At 39.0% G+C, this 24,359-nt stretch carries 25 protein-coding genes; 8 read left to right on the top strand and 17 right to left on the bottom strand.

Annotated elements, in window-relative coordinates:
• Positions 1-122 precede the first annotated feature (122 nt).
• Positions 123-1,016, top strand: a complete 894-nt coding sequence (gene trhO / locus N7548_RS03485) for an oxygen-dependent tRNA uridine(34) hydroxylase TrhO (protein WP_263608039.1) — start codon at positions 123-125, stop codon at positions 1,014-1,016.
• Positions 1,017-1,020: 4 nt separating this feature from the next.
• On the opposite strand, the gene N7548_RS03480 is transcribed toward trhO, so the two are convergent.
• Complete coding sequence (locus N7548_RS03480) at positions 1,021-1,986, bottom strand: carbohydrate kinase family protein (protein ID WP_263608038.1); 966 nt, start codon at positions 1,984-1,986, stop codon at positions 1,021-1,023.
• Between the two features lie 42 nt (positions 1,987-2,028).
• Complete coding sequence (locus N7548_RS03475) at positions 2,029-2,271, bottom strand: hypothetical protein (protein WP_263608037.1); 243 nt, start codon at positions 2,269-2,271, stop codon at positions 2,029-2,031.
• Between the two features lie 169 nt (positions 2,272-2,440).
• Here N7548_RS03475 and N7548_RS03470 point away from each other — a divergent pair, with 169 nt between their 5' ends.
• The 3 genes from N7548_RS03470 to N7548_RS03460 are packed head-to-tail and all read left to right on the top strand — an operon-like array spanning position 2,441 to position 4,664.
• Entirely contained in the window at positions 2,441-3,418 is a 978-nt protein-coding gene (locus N7548_RS03470; protein WP_263608036.1) for a Gfo/Idh/MocA family protein, read from the top strand.
• On the top strand, positions 3,415-3,912 hold the full coding sequence (locus tag N7548_RS03465; RefSeq protein WP_263608035.1) for a hypothetical protein: 498 nt from the start codon (positions 3,415-3,417) through the stop codon (positions 3,910-3,912). The genes N7548_RS03470 and N7548_RS03465 overlap by 4 nt, the downstream gene beginning before the upstream one ends.
• A 2-nt stretch (positions 3,913-3,914) precedes the next feature.
• Positions 3,915-4,664, top strand: coding sequence for an alpha/beta hydrolase (locus tag N7548_RS03460; protein WP_263608034.1), 750 nt, complete (start codon positions 3,915-3,917; stop codon positions 4,662-4,664).
• A gap of 12 nt (positions 4,665-4,676) precedes the next feature.
• Here the strand turns inward: N7548_RS03460 and N7548_RS03455 are convergent, their stop codons facing one another.
• The 7 genes from N7548_RS03455 to N7548_RS03425 all read right to left on the bottom strand — a co-directional run bounded on the left by N7548_RS03455 (position 4,677) and on the right by N7548_RS03425 (position 11,973).
• Entirely contained in the window at positions 4,677-7,268 is a 2,592-nt protein-coding gene (locus N7548_RS03455; RefSeq protein WP_263608033.1) for a carbohydrate-binding domain-containing protein, read from the bottom strand.
• A gap of 169 nt (positions 7,269-7,437) precedes the next feature.
• Positions 7,438-8,085 (bottom strand): HAD family hydrolase, encoded by a 648-nt coding sequence (locus N7548_RS03450; protein ID WP_263608032.1) that lies wholly within the window; start codon positions 8,083-8,085, stop codon positions 7,438-7,440.
• 3 nt (positions 8,086-8,088) lie between these two features.
• A complete protein-coding gene (ribA, locus tag N7548_RS03445; protein ID WP_263608031.1) occupies positions 8,089-9,291 on the bottom strand; it encodes a GTP cyclohydrolase II in 1,203 nt (400 codons plus the stop codon).
• A gap of 2 nt (positions 9,292-9,293) precedes the next feature.
• Positions 9,294-10,376, bottom strand: coding sequence for a bifunctional diaminohydroxyphosphoribosylaminopyrimidine deaminase/5-amino-6-(5-phosphoribosylamino)uracil reductase RibD (gene ribD, locus N7548_RS03440; RefSeq protein ID WP_263608030.1), 1,083 nt, complete (start codon positions 10,374-10,376; stop codon positions 9,294-9,296).
• Positions 10,373-10,807 carry a MarR family winged helix-turn-helix transcriptional regulator gene (locus N7548_RS03435; RefSeq protein WP_263608029.1) on the bottom strand — a complete coding sequence of 145 codons (435 nt, stop codon included), beginning with the start codon at positions 10,805-10,807 and terminating at the stop codon, positions 10,373-10,375. Before N7548_RS03435 ends, ribD begins: the two co-directional genes overlap by 4 nt.
• Positions 10,808-11,320 carry a glutathione peroxidase gene (locus N7548_RS03430; protein ID WP_263608028.1) on the bottom strand — a complete coding sequence of 171 codons (513 nt, stop codon included), beginning with the start codon at positions 11,318-11,320 and terminating at the stop codon, positions 10,808-10,810.
• 98 nt (positions 11,321-11,418) lie between these two features.
• On the bottom strand, positions 11,419-11,973 hold the full coding sequence (locus N7548_RS03425; protein ID WP_263608027.1) for a hypothetical protein: 555 nt from the start codon (positions 11,971-11,973) through the stop codon (positions 11,419-11,421).
• Positions 11,974-12,281: 308 nt separating this feature from the next.
• On the opposite strand from N7548_RS03425, the gene N7548_RS03420 reads away from it, so the two are divergent.
• The 3 genes from N7548_RS03420 to N7548_RS03410 are packed head-to-tail and all read left to right on the top strand — an operon-like array spanning position 12,282 to position 14,739.
• On the top strand, positions 12,282-13,253 hold the full coding sequence (locus N7548_RS03420; protein ID WP_263608026.1) for a methionine ABC transporter ATP-binding protein: 972 nt from the start codon (positions 12,282-12,284) through the stop codon (positions 13,251-13,253).
• A complete protein-coding gene (locus N7548_RS03415; RefSeq protein ID WP_263608025.1) occupies positions 13,246-13,911 on the top strand; it encodes a methionine ABC transporter permease in 666 nt (221 codons plus the stop codon). Before N7548_RS03420 ends, N7548_RS03415 begins: the two co-directional genes overlap by 8 nt.
• Positions 13,912-13,926: 15 nt before the next feature.
• Positions 13,927-14,739, top strand: coding sequence for a MetQ/NlpA family ABC transporter substrate-binding protein (locus N7548_RS03410; RefSeq protein WP_263608024.1), 813 nt, complete (start codon positions 13,927-13,929; stop codon positions 14,737-14,739).
• Positions 14,740-14,786: 47 nt separating this feature from the next.
• On the opposite strand, the gene N7548_RS03405 is transcribed toward N7548_RS03410, so the two are convergent.
• The 5 genes from N7548_RS03405 to N7548_RS03385 all read right to left on the bottom strand — a co-directional run bounded on the left by N7548_RS03405 (position 14,787) and on the right by N7548_RS03385 (position 20,392).
• The gene (locus tag N7548_RS03405) at positions 14,787-15,251 is read right to left on the bottom strand and encodes a hypothetical protein (protein ID WP_263608023.1); all 465 of its coding nucleotides are present in this window, start codon (positions 15,249-15,251) and stop codon (positions 14,787-14,789) included.
• A gap of 217 nt (positions 15,252-15,468) precedes the next feature.
• Positions 15,469-16,716 (bottom strand): ClbS/DfsB family four-helix bundle protein, encoded by a 1,248-nt coding sequence (locus N7548_RS03400; RefSeq protein WP_263608022.1) that lies wholly within the window; start codon positions 16,714-16,716, stop codon positions 15,469-15,471.
• Positions 16,713-18,233, bottom strand: a complete 1,521-nt coding sequence (locus tag N7548_RS03395; RefSeq protein WP_263608021.1) for a GGDEF domain-containing protein — start codon at positions 18,231-18,233, stop codon at positions 16,713-16,715. The genes N7548_RS03400 and N7548_RS03395 overlap by 4 nt, the downstream gene beginning before the upstream one ends.
• A 130-nt stretch (positions 18,234-18,363) precedes the next feature.
• A complete protein-coding gene (locus N7548_RS03390; protein WP_263608020.1) occupies positions 18,364-19,635 on the bottom strand; it encodes an RNA-guided endonuclease InsQ/TnpB family protein in 1,272 nt (423 codons plus the stop codon).
• A gap of 220 nt (positions 19,636-19,855) precedes the next feature.
• Positions 19,856-20,392 carry an NADPH-dependent FMN reductase gene (locus tag N7548_RS03385; RefSeq protein WP_263608019.1) on the bottom strand — a complete coding sequence of 179 codons (537 nt, stop codon included), beginning with the start codon at positions 20,390-20,392 and terminating at the stop codon, positions 19,856-19,858.
• A 149-nt stretch (positions 20,393-20,541) separates the two neighbouring features.
• Here N7548_RS03385 and N7548_RS03380 point away from each other — a divergent pair, with 149 nt between their 5' ends.
• Positions 20,542-21,585, top strand: coding sequence for a mechanosensitive ion channel family protein (locus tag N7548_RS03380; RefSeq protein WP_263608018.1), 1,044 nt, complete (start codon positions 20,542-20,544; stop codon positions 21,583-21,585).
• Between the two features lie 40 nt (positions 21,586-21,625).
• On the opposite strand, the gene N7548_RS03375 is transcribed toward N7548_RS03380, so the two are convergent.
• From N7548_RS03375 to N7548_RS03365, 3 genes are read right to left on the bottom strand one after another with little or no spacing between them, the layout of a single operon-like run.
• Positions 21,626-22,411: an ABC transporter permease gene (locus N7548_RS03375; RefSeq protein ID WP_263608017.1), complete on the bottom strand. Its 786-nt coding sequence runs from the start codon at positions 22,409-22,411 to the stop codon at positions 21,626-21,628.
• 1 nt (position 22,412) lies between these two features.
• Positions 22,413-23,168, bottom strand: coding sequence for an ABC transporter permease (locus N7548_RS03370; RefSeq protein WP_263608016.1), 756 nt, complete (start codon positions 23,166-23,168; stop codon positions 22,413-22,415).
• 50 nt (positions 23,169-23,218) lie between these two features.
• On the bottom strand, positions 23,219-24,217 hold the full coding sequence (locus tag N7548_RS03365) for an ABC transporter ATP-binding protein (RefSeq protein WP_373425172.1): 999 nt from the start codon (positions 24,215-24,217) through the stop codon (positions 23,219-23,221).
• Between the last annotated feature and the right edge of the window lie 142 nt (positions 24,218-24,359).

Genomic DNA, 24,359 nt, shown 5'->3' with positions numbered 1-24,359 from the left:
ATACGGATGAGGTTCGGATTTTATTGGTGTTTATATTATATTTTTTCTATTTGAGGGTGTGCATATGGTTTGAATATCTATAGATATTTTCTTATAGTATAACTATCGTATCGGAGGATTTTATGAAAGATTATCGCGTTTTACTATACTATCACTATGTTCGAATTGAGGATCCACAAGTCTTGCGTGAAGAACATTTAGCTTACTGTCAAAGCATTGGCCTGTTGGGTCGTATTTATATCTCTGAAGAAGGCATCAATGGGACTGTATCCGGGACAGTATCACAAGTCCAAATCTACATCGATTGGATGGAACAACACCCGTATTTTAAAGGGGTCACCTATAAGATGGATGAAGCCGATGGACATGCTTTTAAGAAGATGCATGTTCGTGTTAAAAATGAGTTGGTCAATTTCAGTTTAGAAGACGATGTGAACCCAAAAGAATTAACTGGGCGTTATGTCGAACCCAAAGAGTTCTTTGAACGCATCCAAGACCCTGACACCATCATCATCGATGCGAGAAATGACTATGAATACGATTTGGGTCATTTTAGAGGTGCGATCAAACCTGAAATCAAGCGATTTAGAGATTTGCCAAACTGGATTAGAGAAAACAAAGCACAGTTTAAGGGTAAAAAGATTTTAACGTATTGTACCGGCGGGGTCCGTTGTGAGAAATTCTCAGGATGGCTCAAACGGGAAGGCTTTGACGATGTCGGTCAACTCCATGGTGGAATCGTCACCTATGGGAAAGACCCGGTTGCTCAAGGGGCTTATTGGGATGGACAGTGTTATGTGTTTGACAACCGAATCGCTGTGCCCATCAATCAAGTGAACCCACGGATTGTTGGTAAAGACCATTTCACTGGGGAACCTTGTGAAAGGTATATCAACTGTGCCAACCCGGATTGTAATAAACAAATCCTATGTACCGTTGAAAATGAAATCAAATACCGTGGTTCTTGTTCTGATGCGTGTCGTGTGCACCCAAGAAACCGTTATAAAGACAAATAAGACCTCATTTTTTGAGGTCTTTTTCATGGAGAAATTCATTTAATTCGACTAAATTGGGCATGGCTTCCATCGCACCCATGTGGGTGGTGGTTAACGCCGCGAATGCGTTAGAAACCTTGGCGTAATCTAAGAGTATTAGAATGTTTGTTGGCAATTCATCGTGTTTGGCACATTGTGCGAGAAAGGCCCCAATCCAAGCGTCCCCTGCGCCAGTGGTGTCAACCACGTTTACAGCGTAACTAGGGACAATCACGTCTTCTTTTTGGGTATAGATATGAACACCATCCTTACCCAAGGTGATGATTAAAATTCGCCACGGATAGGTTCTTAACCATTGGATTTGGTCTTTATAAACTTGTTTTCCTGTGATGAATTCTAACTCATCCACACCGATTTTTAAGATATCTGCATAGGATAAATAAGCTTTTATGGTTTGTTGATAGGTTACATGGTCACTCGATAATGCTAAACGGATGTTTGGGTCAAAACTGACAATGGTTTGATGTGTTTTCGCATGTTTTAACAAGCGTTGATGGGTGTTTACCATTGGATAGTCACCCAACAACGAAACACTACAAAAGTGTAGGATCTGATGATCTAAAATGGATAAGTCCTTGAGTCCTCGATACAGTTGATCGGCACTTGGGTTTCGGTAGAAGATAAAGTCCCGTTCCCCCTCATGTGTCAAGGTAACAAAAGCGAGACACGTATTGGCGACTGTACTTCTTTCCATATACTCAGTATTCACCCCATAAGTGTTTAACTCATCGATCAATAAATCACCAAACGCGTCATCACCAACCGCACCTAAAAAAACACTACTTGTGCCTAATTTGGCTGCAGCCACACACACATTCGCAGGTGCGCCACCGGCTTTCTTGGTAAACCCTGTGACGTCTTTGAGTCGTTTGCCTTTTTCATTAGGCATCATATCAATCAATAACTCACCGATACCGATCACTTTTTTCATGATGTCCCCCTTTAAAAATAAAACCCGTTGCCGGGTTTCATCTTATTTGTCTTTCTTTAAAGCGATGATACACATGACTTCAAAAATCATGAGTAACATCAAGTCTCTACCAAATGTAAGTACGGCTGCGACTTCTAGATATAAGGATTCTACCCATGCCATATTGGCTTCGAATGCTTGAACGACAGCGACTAAAGAATCGGCGTTTTCAATCAAAGGTAAAAAGTAGAATAGTCCGGTTAGGCCTAGTAAGACGAGTAAGATTAATTTAAGTAGTGCTCTCATAATATCCCCCTTATGAATGGATGCTTTTGCTATATTATAACGCCATTTTTTATAAAACACTATGTATTTCTTGATTATTTCGCATATTTTTTACAGAGTTCGCTATTTTTCAACTAAGCCATTTATTTTTTTCTATCTATGTTAGAATAAATATGATGAGGTGATAGGAATGTTACGTTTCGGATTAATCGGTGCCGGTGCGATTGCCCATGCATTTTCCAAGGCATGTCAAGGCAGTGGTATACCGCTTCAAGCAGTCGCCAGCCGTAAACTAGAAAAAGCACGTGAATATCAACAAATGTATGGTTTTGTCTCTGCTTATGGGGATTACGAATCGTTATATCAAGACCCATTGGTGGATGCGATTTATGTCGCAACCCCGCATGGGTTACATTATGAACAAATGCTGGCTATCTTAAAACACAAAAAGCACATTTTGTGTGAAAAAGCTTTTACCCTCAATGCGAAACAAGCCAGACACATTTTTGAACTGGCTAAAGCCCAAGGGGTGTTTGTCATGGAAGCGATGTGGACACGGTTTTTACCACTCACTCAAACCGTGCTTAAACGCATTCAGTCTGGCGTGATTGGCGATGTGGTTTCGATGAAGGTGGATTTCGCTTTTGGTGGTAATCCAGCCGATGAAGCCAGGTTGATGAACCCTGCCTTAGGTGGTGGTGCTTTATTGGATGTCGGTATTTATCCGATCACCTATGCCAATTTGGTGCTGGGTAAACCAGATAAAATCGATGCGAAAGCGAAACTCACCCACACAGGTGTGGATGGTACAGTGGATTTAACTTACCATTACCCCCATCAAGTAGCTCATTTACACGCGTCCGTGATTGAAGAAGGCGGTAAAGACGCTTGGATTTATGGGTCCAAAGGATCGATTAAAGTACCTTTCTTTTGGGGTGCCCATGAAGCCTTTATCTATGATTTAAATCATCAAGTCATCGAACACATCGATTTACCACATAAGGTCAATGGTTATGAATTTGAAATCCTAGGGTTCATTGAAGCGGTTGAAAATCAATCGTATCGAACCCCATGGATGAATGTTGAAAACACCTTAGAGATTCTAGCTCAAATGGATGAAATCAGACAACACATCGGTGTCATTTATCCCAATGAGGATACCCTATGAAGACCAAACATTGGATCATTATAGCGGGTTTTCTGATACTCATGGGTCTGATATCATTTAGCCTTAATCGTTTGGGTATACTCACCTTACTAGACAGTTTATCACAGTTCAACAGCTACGTATATTTGATCCCGCTTGGTGGCGCAATCATCTACTTTATTGTGGTATTATCCGGACAATGGTTGATCAAAATATTGATGACTTTATTCACACTCATCGCAGCCTATGTATTCTTCATTGTGGTTTTATTTGAATCACCCAATAAAACCGTACTTCCCGATGCAGGGATTGTGGTTGAATCACGCCAGTTCATCTTCGCTGGGGTGGATCGCTTTTATCTACGCCAAGGGTTGTTCTACCATGAAGTGTTCTCATGTGATACGGGCGAGGATGCGTATTGTAGTTATGAAATTACCAACGATTCACTCATCATCACCCACGGTTATTATGGTGGGGAAGAAAACATTAAAATCATTCCAATCAAGGAGACATAATCATGTCAAAAATTCAATTATCGTTTTTCTCACAAGCATTAGAAATGAATACATCTCTAACGGTCTTAGTACCAGATGACTTAAAAAAGAATGAACAATTACGTCCGTTTTATGTACTACATGGCTATAATGGCGACCACCAAGACTGGACCAGACTCACCGCGATTGAGCGTTACTTACGCAATCGCCGTGTCTGTGTGATCATGCCTTCTGGGTTCAATGCGTATTATACAGACCATGTGGTGGGGTTACAGTATTATACCTACTTCACCAAAGAATTGGTCCCTTTTATCGAAAACCTCTTCCCTGTTCAAAAGGAAGCCTATATCTTAGGTTTATCGATGGGTGGTTACGGCGCATTGAAGTTCGCTTTAAGCAACCCTAAAAAGTTTGTTAAAGCGGTTAGTTTATCTGGTGTCATGAACCCAGATTTCATTCGTGCGATCCCTTGGATGGCACACCGTTTACCTCAATTTGATTTGATGTTTGGCAAAAAAACAACGGGTAAAAACGATTTAAGACATTTGGTAGAAAAGAACCTAAAGTCCAACCGAATGCCAGAACTATTACTCACCTGTGGTGATAAAGATTTCTTAATCGAAGACAATCGTTCATTTGAACAGTTTTTAAAGGAAAAACAAGTCCCTCACACCTTCATTTTTGATGATGGTGAACACAATTGGGACTACTGGGATCGTGGCATCCAAAAAGCATTGCCATGGCTATTTGATGAAAATAACACTCTTGGATAGAGTGTTATTTTTTTAAGATAGAGTCCATGTTTTTACACTGGTTTCTCCACGATACAATGTATAGCTCGTGCCTTGTTTCAACTGATCAGATGTGATGAACAATCTGTTATACGTATATGTTGAGGTCGTAAATGTTAAAATGATTTGTCCATTGTTATCCTTAACCACATATGTACCAGGTGTGATACTGACGGTCATGGACCCTGTAGAACGGTTATTACCAGTTGAACTTGGGACATGTTCACTTGAACCAATACCAATAAATGTACCGCCTGAAATACTGACTGAACCATCGGTATCCAATGCACCACCCATACCACCAGAAAGTGCACTCATGGAAACCACAAATCCACCGGTTTGAACATAACTACCATTTGAATCAATCGCGTCTGTGTCCCCAGTACCGACCGAAATTTCAAGATAACCACCGGTAACTTCTACTTTTGGAGAAAGACTACCTGATGTCGCGTTGATTCCATCATCGGTAGAAAACAATTTAATGATACCATCGGTAATTTTAACGACATTGCCTTCGATACCTTCATACGAGGTGACGATTTCAATCGCACCACCAGCGATGAGCACCGATTGATCCGCATGAATGCCATCATCTTTGGTGGTAATTACAATGGTCCCGCCTTGAATGGTTACATTGCCTGTACCGTTTACCCCATTTTCTAATAAAACATCGTTATTTGCGTGAATGGCGTCATCATAGGATTGAATGTGAATAACCCCACCAGCAATGCGAATTTCATTGTCTGCTTTAATGCCTTTAGCGGAATATTCTAAACCTGATGTTGCGTATAGGCCAAAACTATAAGTGATGGATGTACCGGAAATCGAAAGTGTCGTCATATTATAATTGTCATTCCATTTTGCTTTTTCGGACTTGGACACAAACGTGGTCGTCGAATTGCTGGCAGATATATTGAATCGATAAATCGTAAAATAATCAAGGGATGCATCTAAGCTGACTTCATACAAATAATAGAATCGTCCTGATATGTTTACTTGACCGATTAAAGATGCATTGACCCACGTGCCAATACTCGATGCTGCATCTTCTTGATAAACCGCGTAACGATAGTTGGCATTATACAAATTAGACGGTACTCTGATATATAAGATATCATTGGTATTTTCAACGGGCGTGCTTACATTGGATGCGTAAGTGGTTGAGGTGTAGATATGAATTGTAGGATTGTTTTCAATCACCACATCATACGCTGCATCGATACCATCTGTGGCTGCATTTATAACAAATGTGCCCCCTGAAATGGTAATCGTTCCTCGTTGATTGCCTTTGCTAGACACGTCTGAATTCGATGTTTTTAACCCATCTCCACCTTGAGCCGTGAGGACAAATGTACCACTAGTGATGGTGATTGAATCTGAACCTTTAATGGCGTGGTTGGCAGAAACTACCGTGATTGATAACCCATCAATGATTAAATCGTCTTTGGTACCAATGCCATTATTGTAGGTTGCTTGGATAACGAGTTCACCTGAACCTGATAAATTTAAATCTTCATTGGCATATAAAGCAGCATTGGGTGTGTCGTCAGATTCACTCACTTGGATTGGTCTTAAATCATTCAATAAGACTTGTATCCCTGTAGGAATACGGATATTCACTTTATCTGCGGATAGTATTTGAATGGGTGCATTTAATGATGATGATAGTGATAAATGCCCAAAAACCAAATCGAATACTTCATCAGTCGCATTGATTATCAAAGAACCTTCAGATGATACTCCTTCAACATAATAAGACCCACCACTGGTAATGGTAACGACATTACCCTCTATAGAAACGAATCCATTATCATTGTCAACGGTGATGTTAGATTCGCTGAAATAAATCGAGGTTGGTTCAGAATCATTGTACGTCGAGTTGATGGATTTTGTTGTAATAGATATGGTGATATCACTGGTAATTTTCGTGATTCGATAGGTGTTTTCACCGAGTTCTGTCGGTAGTTTTAAATTTTTATAATTGGTTGGTGTGATGGTGATGGCTTTGATCACATATCCTTCGTCTAATACCACTTTGAAGTTGATTTGCCCTTCACCATCGATGAGGATTTCACCCGTGGTACCATCTTTCGCAACCCCGATTAGGCTTTCTTCACCTTCTGTGCTGGTTTGTGTTTCATAAATAATCACTGAAACATGATCATCCAAAATAAATGTGCCTTCAAATGCATTATCCAATTCGGTGGTTTCTGATAGTTTGCTGGTAACAGTGATTTGACTGCTTTTAACCGGTACTGTGATTGCATAATGACCCAAATCAGAATCTAAGGTCACGATGGTTAATAGCGTATCGTCCTGAACAATTTGATCGAGTTCATACCCTTCTTCAAAGATCAATTGAAAGTAAATGGTTGTTGTCTCATCGGTTTTTTCGTCTTCGGACGTTAGGAAGTGTAGTGTATGATCATTGATTACCTGATCAAACGCTTCGTCCTCATAGATCATCAATTCAATATGCTCGTCAGCAATCACCGCAATGTCGATGGATTTGCCTACGCTAGATTGACAAGCCGTTAATACCCAAAAAGCGGATATTAGTAATACAATCGTATATATTTTTTTCAAAGCGATCACTCCAATCGATTTAGATGATATCACTATAACATGAATTGTTTTTGATGATCTAGATATAGCCAAAATTCACATGATTTTTAATCATAATATGAAATCCTGTGTGAAAATAAGAAAAAGACTGTTTTTCACCAATAAAAGTGGGTTTAAAACAGTCGTAATCTTATAATAATTTTATCAATGCTTTAATTTCATCAATCTGATATGTAGACCCTATGAATTCTTCATCTTTACCGTACCCATATAAACACGCCACGGTATCAATTTGATTGGCGTGACCCGATTCCATATCGTGGATACGGTCGCCAACCATTAAAATGGGTTGTGGGAGTGTGTCTTTGAGTTTCGCAAGAATATCTTTTTTAGGGATATAACCATACATTTCTGAAGATACAAATTGATCAAAATAGCGGTCTAAACGGAATTCGTTCTTATTGATTTCCATGTAATAGTTTTTGGAGTTTGAAAGGTATACCAAGGTATAACCTTTTTCTTTTAAGTAGGCTAAGGTATCGAGTGCCCCGTCAAATAAAACCCCTTCATGGTTCAAAATCGAATCGCGCATCGCTTCGCCAATCATTTTAGAAACAATCGCGATGATCTCTTCTGGTAAAGCTGGTTTAAAGGAAGCCCACATTTCGGGTGGGTTTTGTCCTAAAAAGCGTTTGACTTCATCTTTGGTCCAATCTTTTTTGGCTTGATAGCCATGTTGGACCAAATAGTCAAAGGCTTTTAAGAACGCTTTGTAATAGATTTGGATGCTATCATGGATGGTACCATCGTAATCCAAACAAATGGTTTTGTACCCCATGATTTATTCCTTGAATTTGAGCATATGGCCCATTTTGTCTTTCTTGGTCTTCATATAAAATTCATTGCGTTCGTTGTGGTTGAGTTGGATTGGTTCTCTCGAAGCAATCTCAATGCCATAACCGGTTAAACCTGACAGTTTTAACGGGTTATTGGTCATGAGTTTGACTTTGGTTACACCTAAATCATTGAGGATTTGAGCCCCAATACCATAGTCTCTTAAGTCTTCTGCGAAACCGAGTGCGAGGTTAGCCTCAACGGTGTCCATGCCTTGATCTTGGAGGTTATATGCTTTGATTTTATTGATTAAACCAATCCCACGGCCTTCTTGACGCATATAAACCAATACCCCTTTGCCGGCTTTTTCAATCTTATCTAAAGCGGCTTGGAGTTGTTCACCACAGTCACACTTCATCGAACCGAATGCATCCCCTGTTAAGCATTCAGAGTGGACTCTTACCAAGACTTCATCGCCAGGTTTGATGTCTCCTTTGACCAACGCGACATGGTGTTCGCCACTGATGGCGTTTTCGAAACCAATCATTCTAAACTCACCATGTGAGGTTGGTAGGTTCGCTTCTGCCGCACGCTTGATGAAGTTTTCACTGCGTTTACGGAATTCAATTAAGGATGAAACTGCCGTCCATTTTAAACCGAGTTGTTGTGCTAAGTCTCTAAGTTCATATAAGCGGTAAGGTTCACCAGATTCTTTTAAGATGATCGAAGTGACCCCTGCTGGGTATAAACCAGCGAGTTTCGCGAAGTCTACCGAAGCTTCTGGGCGACCTGCACGCTTCAAGACCCCACCTTGACGGTATTGAATTGGGAAGATGACCCCTGGTTGGAAAAATGAACCTGGTTTGGTATCTGGATTCAAAATCGCTTTAATCGTTTTGAGTGCTTTTTCTGTACGGTCTCCGATACAGTTGAGTTCAACAGACATCACTTTCGCGGTTTGATATGCGGTGATGGTTTGTTCATACAAGGCTTGAATGCCTAGGGCGTGGAAACGTTCTTTTTCTGTGGTGATGTTGATGATCCCTTTCGCATACTTTTCCATCAATGCTAAGGTCTCTTGACTGATTTTTTCTGCGGCTACCACGAAATCGCCAGTATTGTCTTCATCGTAGTCATCGACTAGGATGATTGGTTTACCGGCTTTAATATCTTCTAATACTTCTTCTACTGTGTGGAATAAATTGTCCATGATTATGCTCCTTTTATGATTGTACCTTCCATCAGGATATCGTCTCCAAATGGGGTATATTTAACGTTTTTGAGTTGATAAGCATCACTCATGAGGGCGACCCCCTCACCACCCACCGGTGTGAGTGCTTTTGTACCACCGATGAGTTTCGGTGCGATGAATACATATACTTTATCGACTATACCTGATTCCAAGGCTTTCCCATGGGTATAAGAACCGCCTTCAATTAAGACAGAGTCGACTTTTTCTTCACCCAATTTGTCCATTAGCTGAACAAAATCAATCTCAGGCATTTGAATGATACGAACCCCTTGGTCCACCAAGCGTTGTTCGTATTTTTTGGTCACGATCCAAGTCGGTTGAACCGTGGCAGTTTTAATGACATAGGCATCTCTTGGAATGCTGAGTTCTGGGTCAATGATGATGCGTATTGGGTTACGGTGTGGTTTATCCAAACGCGTATTGAGTCTCGCATCATCATGGATGATGGTGTTGACACCCACCAGGATGGCCATGTGCTTATTTCTAAGCTCATGAACATAAGCTCTCGATGCTTCGTTGGTAATCCATTTGGAGTCGAGGTTTTTAGTCGCGAGTTTGCCATCGGCGGTCATCGCGTATTTGATGGAAACGAACGGTTTTTTGGTTTGAATGTATTTTAAGAAGATTTCATTTTGAAGTTCGACTTGATCGCTCATAAAACCGTATTCCACTTCAATCCCCGCATTTTTGAGGATTTCAATCCCTTTCATGTTGACCAACGGATTCGGGTCGGTTTTCGCGATGATGACTTTCTTAATCTTCTTTTCAACGATTTTTAAGGCACAAGGCGGTGTCTTACCGTAGTGTGCACATGGTTCTAAGGTCACGAACATCGTTGCCCCTTCGACATCCTCGGTGGCGTGATTAAACGCATTCACTTCGGCGTGTGGTCCACCATACTTTTCATGGTAACCTTCACCGATGATTTTGCCATCTTTTACGATGATAGAACCCACCAACGGGTTCGGATTGACGAAGCCTTCCCCTTGTTGTGCGAGGTCAATCGCTTTTTGCATATAGGCTTTTTTTTCTAATTCGGTCATGATTTGTCTCCTTCGAGGTAGTCATTGTATACCCCTTTGAGGATAAAATACAACTGCTTTGCTTTGTCAAAATCGATTTGTACACATTGTAAAAGTCGCTCAGGCACGACCTGACAAGCGACCCCTAAATCTTTCCCTGCTTTGGTTAGATTGATGTATACTTTTCGTTGGTCTTCTTGGTCTCTAACACGTGTCACACGACCATCTTTTTCGAGTTTTTTCAAAAGAGGTGTCAGTGTACCCGAATCGAGTTGTAGTTTATCGCCAAGTTCTGAGACCAATTGATGGTCTTGTTCCCATAACGCAATCATCGTGATGTATTGGGTATAGGTTAGGCCAAACGGGTCTAATATATCTTTATACGCTTTGATCACATTACGCGAACTCGCATACAGTAAGAAACACAATTGTTCATCGAGTTTCCAATTCATTTATAACAACTCCTTGATGAAAGACTCCATTTCTTCTGGGGTAAAACTTGGTCCGAATCGATACACGACGTTGCCTTGTTTGTCCACTAAGAATTTGGTGAAGTTCCATTTGATTGTATTGACACCACGGATGCGATCTAATAAAGACGATTTGGTTTTTGGATAATCGACTGCTTTTTTCGCACGTAGGTATTTAAATAAAGGATCGGCGTTTTTGCCATTCACATCGATTTTGTCGAAGGTTTCAAACTTTGTCCCAAATTTGAGTTTACAAAACGCATCGATTTCTTGACTCGATTCTGGGGCTTGGTTCATAAATTGGTTACAAGGAAAGTCCAATACTTCTAACCCTTGCTTATTGTATTTTTCATAGAGCGCTTCAATCGCGTCGTATTGTTTGGTATAGCCACACTTGGTCGCGCTATTGAAAATGAGTAATACCTTGCCTTCATACTTGCTTAATGATGTTTTTTGTTGGTTTAAACGTTTGACTTCGAATTCATAAATTGACATTGTCTTATCCTCCAATTAATTGTATTCAATTTAATTTTATCAAATATACTTTGAAATTCAAGAAACTTGCTTCTTACAAAAAAGACACAAATTGAAAATCAATCTGTGTCCTGAAATAATAGATAAAATAATCCGATGACTGGTACCCCTGCAATCCAGTATTTTTGATGTGATATCTTGGATAAATAGATAGATAAACCATACAAGAATATAAAGTCGATGGTCATAATGTGGACAAAGGAATCAGATAGAAAAGCTTGATAGTAAGCTGAGAAATCACCTAAGATGATACCGTAGCCAATCGTCATCACAGAAAGGATGAGTCCTACCAACGCGACGATATGGGTTCGTTTGGATACCTTTTTCGATTGTATTTGACCCTCTATGAAGGGTATGGTTAACATAAACCCACCCAACATGAATCCCATGGATAAAAATACCCATTGTTTTCGGTTCATTTCTAGATATTTAAGACCATATAATAAAAACGCGAGCGGGAATAACCCCAGTAAATTGAACACCATGAATAGGGTTGGATCGATGTTATTCGATACCACATCCGATAAAAATGTACCCGCTTGGAAATTGGTTATTAAGTGGAAGACTGCATATAATACCAGACCCACGTGTGCAATAAATAATCCTTTTCGCATCCTATCACCCCTAATCTTAGTATAGACATCCCCAACGCTCATTTCAAATAATTAGCCCATTTATTTTGAATCCCATGGTAAACCCATAAAAGCGATTTCATTAGGATATGGGTATACATTTTATAATGGGTGTGCTAAAATTGGATTAACTTAATATCACTATCAAGAAGACGGGAGAGATATAGCTCGAGGAACGTCTACCAACCGGAACAATCACGGTGGTAAAGCTATAAGCGATGGACGCATATAATCATAAATACATGCCTGTCGCGAAGCGATAGGCATTTTTGTTTCAAAAGGAGATTCCCATGATTGAACTTAAACACATATCTAAATCCTATCCCAATAAAAAAACAACTTTTCACGCTTTAGAGGATGTCAACCTAACCATCCAGCCTGGTGAAATTGTGGGTATTTTGGGGTATAGTGGGGCCGGAAAGAGCACATTGGTGCGCATCATCAATGGGCTCATTGAACCTAGTAAAGGTGTCGTCAGCATTGATGGTCATGACCTCGATTTGCATAAGCAACAGGCAATCGATCGAATGCGTCACACCATCGGCATGATTTTTCAACATTTCAACTTAATTCATTCGATGACCGTGTATGACAACATCAAACTCCCTTTAGATATTGCGAAATACCCTCAGGATAAAGACAAACGCATTTTAGAATTGTTGTCTTTAGTAGGTCTATCCGATAAGAAAGACATGTATCCAAAATCATTATCCGGTGGTGAACGCCAAAGGGTTGGGATTGCTAGAGCACTGGCCAACCACCCAAAAGTATTGTTGTGTGATGAAGCCACTTCCGCTTTAGACCAAAAAACAGCGACCGATATCCTCGATTTACTCAAACAAATCCATCAACAAACAGGGGTTACCATCGTTTTTATCACCCACCAAATCGAAGTGGTAAAAGCCTTATGTGACCGTGTTGTAGTGATGGATGGTGGCCGTATCGTTGAAGATACCCCCATCAAAGATTTATTTGTTCATCCACAATCTGAAGTATCCAAATCCCTTTTACAAACATTTAAATATGAGACCACTGAATCCGATATCTATGAGCTTGTATATAACCATAAGAATAGCAACGATACGATTCTATCGGATTGTATCAAGCAATTTCATATTGATGTGAATATCAAATACGCGAAAACCTTGGCTTTGAAATCAGAGACCATTGGATTTCTCTATGTTCAATTCTTTGGACAACAAACCGAAGACGCGATTGCTTATCTGAAAGCACATCAAGTGGAGGTAAACCGTTATGCTTAATGCATATGACTGGAACCAATTTATCAAGGCTTTGTATGAAACACTATTCTTAACGTTTGGTACAGGTGCATTTGTCTTGGTGATTGGCTTAATCCTTGGATTTTTAATCTATATCTTAGATAATGACGCCATCATCAAACCCAGTATTCAACGAACCATTGCTTATCGTGTATTGTCAACCATCAACGATATTGCGAGAAGCATCCCATTCATCATTTTACTCATCATGATGATACCACTAACCCGTGCCTTGGTGGGTACGATGTTAGGCGCAAGAGGTGCATTACCTGCACTCATCGTCTCAGCTTCACCGTTTTTCGCAAGGGTCGTCAATAACGCCTTAAAGTCTGTGAGTGATAACACGTTAGAGGCCTTAAAATCGATGGGTGCATCTCGATGGACCATCATTCGAATTGTCTTTAAGGAAGCCTTAAGTCCACTCGTTTCAGGGTTTACCCTCACCTTGGTAACGTTGGTTGGCTTCATGTCTGCTGCCGCAGTCATTGGGGCAGGTGGACTCGCATTTTTAGCTTATGAAAATGGTAAGTTTGGCAACAATTACACCTTGATGTATCTATCCATCTTCACCATTTTATTACTCGTATTCATCATCCAAATTACTGGAGATTATGTATCTAAAAAATTAAACCATCAATAACAGGAGAACATTCAAATGAAAAAAATCATTACTTTACTGGTTGTCTTATTCGCTAGCTTCACGTTAGCGGCTTGTAACAACAATGAAAAGACCATCAAAGTCATCGCGACATCCATTCCTCACGCAGAAATTTTAGAATTTGCTAGACCATTATTAAAAGAACGTGGCTACAACCTAGAAGTCATCATCACATCCGATTATTACTTCCCAAATCCAGCCGTCGCTGCTGGTGATGCGGATGCGAACTTCTTCCAACACGTCCCATTCTTAACCAAATACAACAATGAAAATCCAGATAAGAATTTGGTCATCGCTTCGTATGTTCATATTGAACCGATTGGTTTATATGCCAACACCATCACTTCACTGTCCAACATTCCTGATGGTGCAACCATCCTTTTATCCAATTCAACCTCAGACCATGGCCGTGCTTTAAACTTACTTGCACAAGCGGGTTTGATTGGCTTAGCTGAAAACTTTGATATCTTGGCTGCTTCAATCAACTTCAGTGAAGTCATTGTGTCGAATCCTAAGAACTTAGTCATTCGTGCCAATGTTGCGCCTGACTTTTTGATTTCGGCTTATAATGCCAAAGAAGCTAATTTATACATCATCAATTCCAACTATGCGTTAGAAGGTAACCTTAACCCATTAGAAGATTCAATCTTCATTGAATCCACTGGTAACAACCCGTATGTCAACGTACTAGCGGTCAGACCAGGCTTACTCGAATCTGAAAAGATTCAAGCCCTCGCTGAAATTCTAAACAGCCAAGCGGTGAAAGACTTCATCACAGAAACCTATGGTGGGTCTGTCATTCCAGCCTAAAAAAACAAAAAAAGGAACTGTGAAGGTTCCTTTTTTCTTGGATTAAACTATTTTAAGAATGAAAATACTTTTTCGCCTAAGAATTCTAGTACTAAGGACAATAAAGCGAATACGATTTGTAGGTAAACACCCAAGCCTAAGCTCATGGTGACTAAACCAGCACCAATCGCACCTTCAAGGGCTGCAGACTTGTCGACGAACACTTGGAAATAAACGTACAAAACAACGCCTAAACCCACAACAACTGCGGCTAAGTGGACATATCTGCTGAGTGATTCTTTATAAAAGAACACCACAACTGCAGCAACGCTCACCAATAAGGATAATACGACCAATAAAAGCGGTGAATCTGAAGTGCTACCTAGACGGGTTGCGAAATCTTGAACATTCCATAACGAGTCGCTGTAGTCAGCACCCATGGCTTTACCAACCACGAAAGGTAAAAAGTAACCTAACGCAAACAAGCCAAGTAAAACGGATTTTGAAACTTTGAGTAACAGTGATTTATTCATATCTAAAAAAGATCCCCCTTTCACGTTCACTCTCCATCCATTCGGACAGACCACGCTCATTGTAGCACATTTATTAAGAACTTCAAAGCATTTTTTGATACTTTATTTTGAATTTCGAACTATTTGATTTTCAAAGTAACATAATATCGCTTTTTTATGCGGTATTCTAAGATTGTTAATACGTTCTTACAAAAGAAAAAACCCTTTCGGGTTTGATCTATTTGGTTAGTTTTATGAGGTCTAAGGTCAATTGTTCAAGGTCTTTTAAGAAGTCACCAGAAGTGATATTATCGAATACTTTTCCGACGGTTTTTTCCAATTCCTTGGGTTGTTTAGGTAAGCTCAATGCTTTTTCTAACATCCGTTTTTCACCCGGATGATTGATTTGATTGATGGCGAACAGGGTATCAAAAAACAAACTGAAGTATTCGGTTAAGCGGTGATTCACCGCGATGATATCTTGACGCTTGACTGCTTTTACGATTTGATCGAAATAATTCGGTTGAGTGCCATATAGTAATGGGATATTTTGTCTAATCACTTGTTGATATAACGCCGCTTTATCGATAAAACGATACGTGTCTTGTAAGGACTTATAGGCACGTTTTTTATCATAGATGATTTTGGTGGTCAGTAAGTTGTCTAGGAAACATGTACTGTATCCACGGTTGACTTGTCCGTTAAACAGTCTTTCCATCATGGCTTTAAAATCATCTAAATTTCTGTAAATGAACTCAATGCCGATGCCATTATTTAGGACGCCATCATCTTCAGTCTCGAAAAATTGATGGTTATACTCCATCAAAGAAACGTGTGGACCAATGATGCGTCTTCTTTCTTCAACATCGATTGGTTTAGTGGCGTACACATAAATATCATAATCCGATAGATGATCCCCTTGTTGTTTTCCACGGGATCCACCTAAGACAATCGCTTCAACTTCTGGTAAAGATTTAAACCCTTCCAATAAAGGTCTTAAGTACGGGTCACCTAAATGAAATTCGATGGTTTGGATAGCCCATTGATAGTGACCACCCATGCATTCATGGATGAATTCACCCAAATTGGATGGCGCTGTAAATGGGTATAACCCCGCAGCATTCAACGTATGATCAAACAGCTGAGCTATCTTTGACATCCAATGGTTATGGGATTGATTGAAAAGGTGTTTGACTTCATGAAGCGTATATGATTCGGCTTCTTTCTTGATCTTGTAGTTGAGTTCAGTCAAGTTTTTCCAGGTATAACCAGGTCTGAGTTCAATCGGTGGTATAGGATTCTTTGTCATCAAATCCGACAAGATTTGATGCCAGCCATATAAGTGATACAATACATCTCTGATGTTCTCATCACGATCCATATATAAAAATGGTACGGATGCGTTTTGTTCAACCAAAACCATCAACGCATCGTGTTTTTTTCTCGCATCCTCAAGGATGCTTGTTACTGTAAATTCATGTTTCATACGCGTCGTTTCGAGTCCTTTTCTTTATACATCATCTTGTCGGCTTGGCGAACCAAATCCTCTAAATATAAACCATCTTTTGGATAAATGGAGAATCCGATGGATGCGCCAATATCGATGGGTTTATCTTCAATCGATTTAAGATTGGTGATTTCATTTCTAGCCTTGATCATATATTTGATGATTTCAGTTTCTTGGTTTAGGTTTTTTAATAGAATGATGAACTCGTCTCCGCCCAATCTTGCCACAAAATGATCTTTAAAGACCAATGACAATTTCCTAGAAATTAAAATGAGCAAGTCATCACCTATGTTGTGTCCGTAGGTATCATTAACTGCTTTAAATCGATCTAAATCGATTAAAATGACAGAAAATGGTTTGAGTTCTGTGGTATATATATCCTTCAATTCTTGGTAGTAGTGCTCCAACTCATGACGATTGAGTAGTCCCGTTAAAGCGTCATGCGTAGCGATGTATATAAGCTCACGTTTCGCACGGCCTAGCAGGGTGGTGTCAGATGCTGTGGATAATAAAAAGTCATCGCCAAACATGCGGATAACACGACAAGAATAAATGGTTTCAACTGGGTCACCATTCATCTTGAAGAAGGTCATTTCTTGGTGTTCTATTTCTTCCCTTTTCGCAATCCTTTTTAATAATTCTTCACGTCTTTGGTTGTCAGAACCCCATATTTTGATTTGAGCAGTCGTTTTACCTATGACAAAATCTCGTGACAATTCAAACGTATCTAAAAACGCTTTATTCACATCATAAATCTCTCCAGATGACAACCTTGAAATGATCATGATGACCGGTGAATTATCGAAAGCACTCTTAAATTTCGCTTCTTCGACATCGACTTCATCTAGCGCACGCTTGTTTACTAGAATAATGAAAGCGAGCGGTAAGATGATGGCGAATACTGAAACAAAAATGTTTGATAGCACATCTCTTGGGTGATTCAGGAAGATATCTTCATGGTGGGTTGGGTCAATGATGGCGTAGATGATACGAATCAAATTACCAATCATGAATAATATTAAAACGATTTCAAATTGTCGAGTTATTCGTTTAAAATAAGCAGACAAATCAAAGTGTATATAGATGAACATACTGCCAAAAGTGAACAGACCTAAAAATCCAATGAGACCATTTCTCGCATTAAGGTTAGGTTCAAGGTACGTGTAATATGTGAACAGTGCCGTATAGAACAATCCAAAGAACACGTGATAATAGAAGCGGTACTTAAGCAAGAAAAATTTAACCAACCCATAAACATTGATTTGGAAAGCAATCATGATGATGACATTCGCCAACCATATTGAAAAAAAGTCTGGAATCGACCCTCTAAACATGATGAGTAAATTGCCGATAAAGACTAGGACAATCGAGAGCAACCACTGGAATAAGCCTTTATATCGGTTTGCATTATTTTGCCATAACATCGCGATGGCGAAAATGTTGATACCATAAATGATCATATTAGCGAGAAACAATGTTCTTACATCAAAGGTCATTGGAATCCCTCCAATTCTACTTATATTATAACCTATATACCTCTCTATTAGAACAAAGAGGTGAATAAATCCCCCTTTACAGAATGATTTGATTTCCTCTTAACGATTTAACTCGTCTTATTTAAAGCGACTACATATCAAATAGGTATGTACGCTTAGGTGTGTTCACACCCTTATTCCCTATCCATAAGGCATTGGGATTACCTTTTCGAATCATATTTAATGAGGCATTTTGATCTGCGTTGATCAAGATGCCTTTTTGACTTTTATATAGACCTCTTTTAATTCTAACTCCAGAGAAATCACCTTTTACGAAATCATCTTGGTCCAGATATGAAGCTTTGGATGTGTACGCTTCATTGATCACTTTGGTTTCGATACCTATTTGTTCTGCTAGATAGATGATTCGATCTCTTAGTCTAGCGATGGGTATACTTTTAGTCCACTGATTATAGGTATCGGATAGTCTTTCATCTTTAAAGGTGTCATTATAACCTATGATAATCTCTTTGACTTGTTGTTTAACGGCGAACTCAACAATGAGTTTAGCTGCTTTATAGATCCCATAATCCATTTGATGGTTACGTTTATCCATTAGACGAATCATCTGTTTGGTTAAGACCTTTTGATTGGGTCTAATACTCGCTAGTTTCGCGATTCGCTTATGATAAAACTGGTTCATACTCTTTAATCTCTTTCCATCAATCAATAAATGCTCATTATTCGTGACTGAACAAAACGCTAAGTTGTTATACCCAAAATCAATACCCATCGTTTCTGTATAATCTTTGGTTTCTATTTTAAGGGTTTCATCTATATAGACATAAATCACTTCGATGTACTGGCCATCATAATAGGACTTGATGGTGATTTCTTTGATTGGTTTGTTTTGGATACACGTTGGTGTTGGTATGTCTAAGGATAGTGAATCGACTTCATTTAACTCAAAGGTATGTTTATGAATCTGTTTTGAATCCAGTTCTAATGCTTTCGATACTTTCTTAATGAAGTTACTTCTGGGTAAGGTATAGATTTCACTATTTGGTTTATAGACCATTCTGTCGTAGATGGGATAATAGGTATCTTTCTTTAAGTATCTAGGTAGTCTAATGGTTTGTTTAACCTTAGACTTCAAAGATCCAAAGAATCCTTTCATCGCTTCATCGACCTTACGAATGACCATTTGACCTTGAGTCGTACTTAAGTAACGATAATGTTCACTGTCTTTAAGTAATTGGTAATTATCGTTATAGGATAAGTAGCCATTGGTTTTTATAAAATGTTGTCTCACATTATAAAGGGCTTGATTATATAGACTTCTCGAAGCACGCATTAATGATAATAGAAACTGATGTTGATTTGGATTAAGATAGAGTCTTGTTTTAAGGGCTTTATAAGGCATTATTGATGTCCTCCTTTCTTACCTAAATTATACCACAAATAGTCGATAAAATATATATTTTATACGTATATTTAATTATATATAAAGTAGTGAAAGAGGGTGTTTTAAACGAAATAATCTAGAAAATTTTATAAAAGTCACAAATCAATTGTTAGAAAATAGAACAATTAAAGATGAACTTTCCTAGTAAATAGAAAAAAAACTACCTAATGGTAGTCTTTTACTTACGAATAGTCTTTAATGCAGTACCCCAAAGCACCACTTGATCTAATAACGCGTCCAAATTGGTTTGGTGTAAAGCTTGTGGTTTAAAGGTTTGTCCATCAAAATCGGTAAATAGCGATAACAAGACGTGACTTCTCACATCCGCTACCATCAATTCACCTAAAATGCCTCTTAAGTGTTCAGCGGCTCTAGCACCACCAACAGAACCGTAAGATACAATGCCTGCGGATTTGTTGTTCCATTCTTCTCTAGCCCAATCTAATGCATTCTTGAGCGCGCCTGTAATGGAGTGATTATATTCTGCAACCACAAAAATGAATCCATCCATTTGTTTTAATTTGTTTTGAAATTGGACAACCCCATCGTTGAATCCTTCACCTAAGAATGGTAATTTATAGTCTTTAATATCGATGACTTCGAAATTAGCCTGTTCTTTTTGATTTGCATAGTCTAACACCCATTGTGCCACTTGTGGTGAAACTCTACCTTCTCTGGTTGAACCAGTAATGATGCCAATGTTTAAATCTTTCATATCATAATAACCTCCGTTTGATTTGAATTGTAACACATAGTTATTTCGATTTCAAATCATTTGCTTCGAATTCGAAATATTAATTAAGGTGGTAAACGTGGTTTTGATTATACACTTATGTTATAGTATTTATAGAAAGGATGATTGTTATGTTACTACCATTTTTATCACAATCCGCGTGGGTCAATGCAGGATTCACCATTGGCATCCTCGCCATTCTAATTGTTTTTTTCATCTTTGAAAACAAGCTCATCAAAAAATACGAAGAACGGTTGAGTAAATTCACCATCATCGTCATTTACATCGCTTCATTCTTGTTAATGACCGGTGGTTTATTATTCATTTTATGGTTATGGTCATTTGACTATTCAACCCTGATTCAAGACATCCAAGATGGCACACTTGCCTATATTGAAGCGTCATTAGGACGTATGATTGCGAGCATATTGGTTTTCTTCTTATCGATGATGATCGTTAAGATTGCGAAAATCGCCTTAAAGAAGGTCGGTGTCAAAGCCACCCCTTTACAAAAGCGTAAAAAGACGATTGCGAAAGTCACTTTAAGCATCATTCGTTATACAGTAGGGATATTATCTATATTAATCATCCTAGCCATTTGGGGTGTGAACGTGGTACCTGCCTTAGCTGGTTTAGGCATCATGGGATTGGTCATTGGTCTAGGTGCTCAAAAATTCATCAATGATTTAATCGCTGGTTTCTTCATCATCTTTGAACAACATTTCGATGTGGGTGATACGGTTGAAGTGAAAGGGTTTAAAGGTCAAGTATCCGACATTGGTTTAAAAACCACAAGGATTAAAAACTGGAAGGGTGATGTGATGATACTCGCTAATGGCGAAATCACCAACATGATTAATTACTCTCGAAACCCATCCATCGCGATTGTCGACTTTGGTATTGCTTATGAAGAAAATGTACAAGCGGTGATCGAACTATTGAATAAAGAATTGATTGTATTAAAAACCTTATTCCCTCAAGTGGTTGAGGACCCAACCGTCGTCGGTGTGACCAATTTGGATGCTTCTCAAGTCACTTTAAGGGCGATTGTAAAAACAGAAAATGAACAACATTACGCAGTTGAACGTGGAATGAGAAAACTCATTAAAGAAATCCTCAATGCGAACAACATTGAAATTCCATTCCCACAAATCGTCGTTTCAAACAAAGAATAATCAAGAAAAAATGATTCCAGTTTTCGTGGAATCATTTTTTTTAGCTGCCTGTCGATTCGTAATGTTTTAAGCCTTTATGCCAAACCCATAAACCCAATCCAATCACGAATAGGGTCACCAGTACGAGGTATAGGGTGAGTTGAATCAAACTGACTTCTCCAAATAGATACATCGCTGGGTAATACGATACCAATGCATAGGGAATCACATACGTTAGAATCACTTGCATGACCTTTGGAAAAATCGTGATTGGATATTTCATGAAATCACTTAAGTTATAGGTGACTTGAATGAGTGGATAACTGTTTTTCAACCAAAATGAAGTGGATGCGGTCGCCAGTTTCAACCCGGTAAAGATGAAAATGCCGATGAACAACGTGATGAATATCACGATCAATTGCACGGGATCAAAAGGGATACTCAGGTTGGTCAATGTGGTAATGACTAAAAATGTCCCTAAAATGATTTCGCCGAACGCATCCGGTTGAAAGCGTTCAATTAAAAACACATACAACGCATTGATTGGACGCAACATATAGCGGTCCATTCCACCTTGTCTGACATACCTTGGTAAGAGCCAAATGTTGTCGAAGAACAGATGGTCTATCCCTTTTGGAATCAGCGATAGCCCATACATCAATAAAATCTGATTGAGTGAGAATCCGGCAAGTGCGGTGATGTTTTGAAAGATGATATAGAGGAATAACAAACCAGCCCCTTGGGTAAATAAGAACCCCACCATACCGATCAAAAAGTCGACACGATATTCCATCAATCCTTTTAAATATTGTTTAAAGAATATGCTATAGATTTTAAGATATTTCATATTAACCTCCAAAGACCACTATCTTCTTTAAAGATAACTTAAAGATGAGATTACTAAAGAGATTGAATATGCCAACCCAAATGGCTAAGATGAGTAACCCCTGTAGTGCATCTGTGGTGGATAATTTCCCCAACATCACGAGGGTTGGATAACTGATGTATTTAAACGGTAAATATGAAATCACAGTCAAAATGGCTTTTGGGTATAATGCCAAAGGAATCAACTGTCCAGATACGATTCGAATCACCACATTCATCAATATGGCTAATCCAAACACATTGGTGGTATGGATCGAAATCGTGCCAAAGAAATACGCAAACTCAAACATCAACATAAATATGAGTGGGACAAATAACACAGCGAGTAACACCTGTAATCCAGTCACAGCGAATGGGATGTTGAATGCCCAAAGCAATACAGCCGCTGTGATGGTCACGATTGGTAATGTCAATGAGAATATCCCAATCACGCGACCAAAGACTTCTGAATAGAGTCTCGCTTTATATGAGATGGGCTTGATTAACATCATACTGATTCTACCCTCTCTGATTTCTTCACTCATGATGTACATGGCTTCGGTATCAGAAAATACATAGAGTAAGTTGGTTACCAAATAATACAACAACATTTCATGTAAGGTAAACCCTTGAATCGATTGGTTGTACTCATACACGCTCATCCATAAAAAGACCATCATAAAGAATTGGAATACGTCTAATAAAAGCCATAAGATAATCGTACCCCGATAGATGAACATGTTCATGACACTCGTTCTAAAGAACGGTAAATACTTTTTGATTTTCGATCTCATAGACCGTTTTTATAAATCGCCTTAATGATATTTTCGAGATGGTCATCGGAAATATCGATGTCAAGTACTTCGGTTTGTTTTAATACAGGTCCAATGATGTCACCCACATTGATCTTTAATTTGTTGAATATCACTGTGAGTGCTTTGTTTTCGAGGGACACCGTTAAATCGGGATCCTTCTTCTTTAAGGTTTCAAATACACCCAAGTCTATCTCTGAATCATTCTTGAGCGTAAAACAAACGATTTTCTTTGAACCAAACTTTGCCTTAATGGTTTCTAAGCTGCCATCATAGATGATCTTACCTTGGTCAATCATCATGATACGGTCACACAACTCTTCGATATCTGCTAAGTCATGGGTCGTTAAAATGATGGTGGTTTGATACTTTTCATGGATTTCTTTTAATGTCTTACGGATGTTTTCTTTCGCAATGACATCGAGTCCAATGGTGGGTTCATCTAAGAATAATAATTTAGGGTTATGTAACAATGAAGCGACGATGTCGGCTTTCATGCGTTGACCTAAAGATAATTGACGCACCGGTTGTTTGATGAACTCATCTAACCCAAAGAGCGCGCTAAAATAAGCCAATCGTTCTTTATAATCGGCATCACTGATCTGATAGATTTCTTTTAAGACAGTAAATGATTCAATCAATGGCAAGTCCCACCACAGTTGGGTACGTTGTCCAAAAACAACCCCAATCTTTTTCGCATTCACGGTTCTTTTTTGATAAGGGATGATGCCATCGACTCTGACTTCACCGGAGGTCGGTGTTAAAATACCTGTTAGCATTTTGATGGTGGTGGATTTACCAGCCCCATTGGGTCCGATATAACCCACAATTTCCCCTTGTTGGATGGTAAATGAAACATCATCTACGGCTTTTTTGACGATTTTCTTAGCATTATAAAAGCTTTTAATGACCCCTTTCAATCCAGGTTCTTTTTCATATATGATGAACTCTTTCTTTAAATTTTCGACTTTGATAATTTTCATAATATATCACTCCTTGGTTGGATATAAATCTACACCAACAACCCCATTGTAAACCGCTTGGTTACATTTGTCACGCAACGTTTGGTTGCATGATGAAACACTTTATTTTCAGTGTGATACAGCTTCGCATCGTTTT

This window comes from Paracholeplasma manati (assembly GCF_025742995.1).
Lineage (GTDB): Bacteria > Bacillota_I > Bacilli_A > Acholeplasmatales > UBA5453 > Paracholeplasma > Paracholeplasma manati.
Note: the sequence above shows the minus strand (reverse complement) of the source record. Positions and strands in the feature narration are given on the sequence as shown.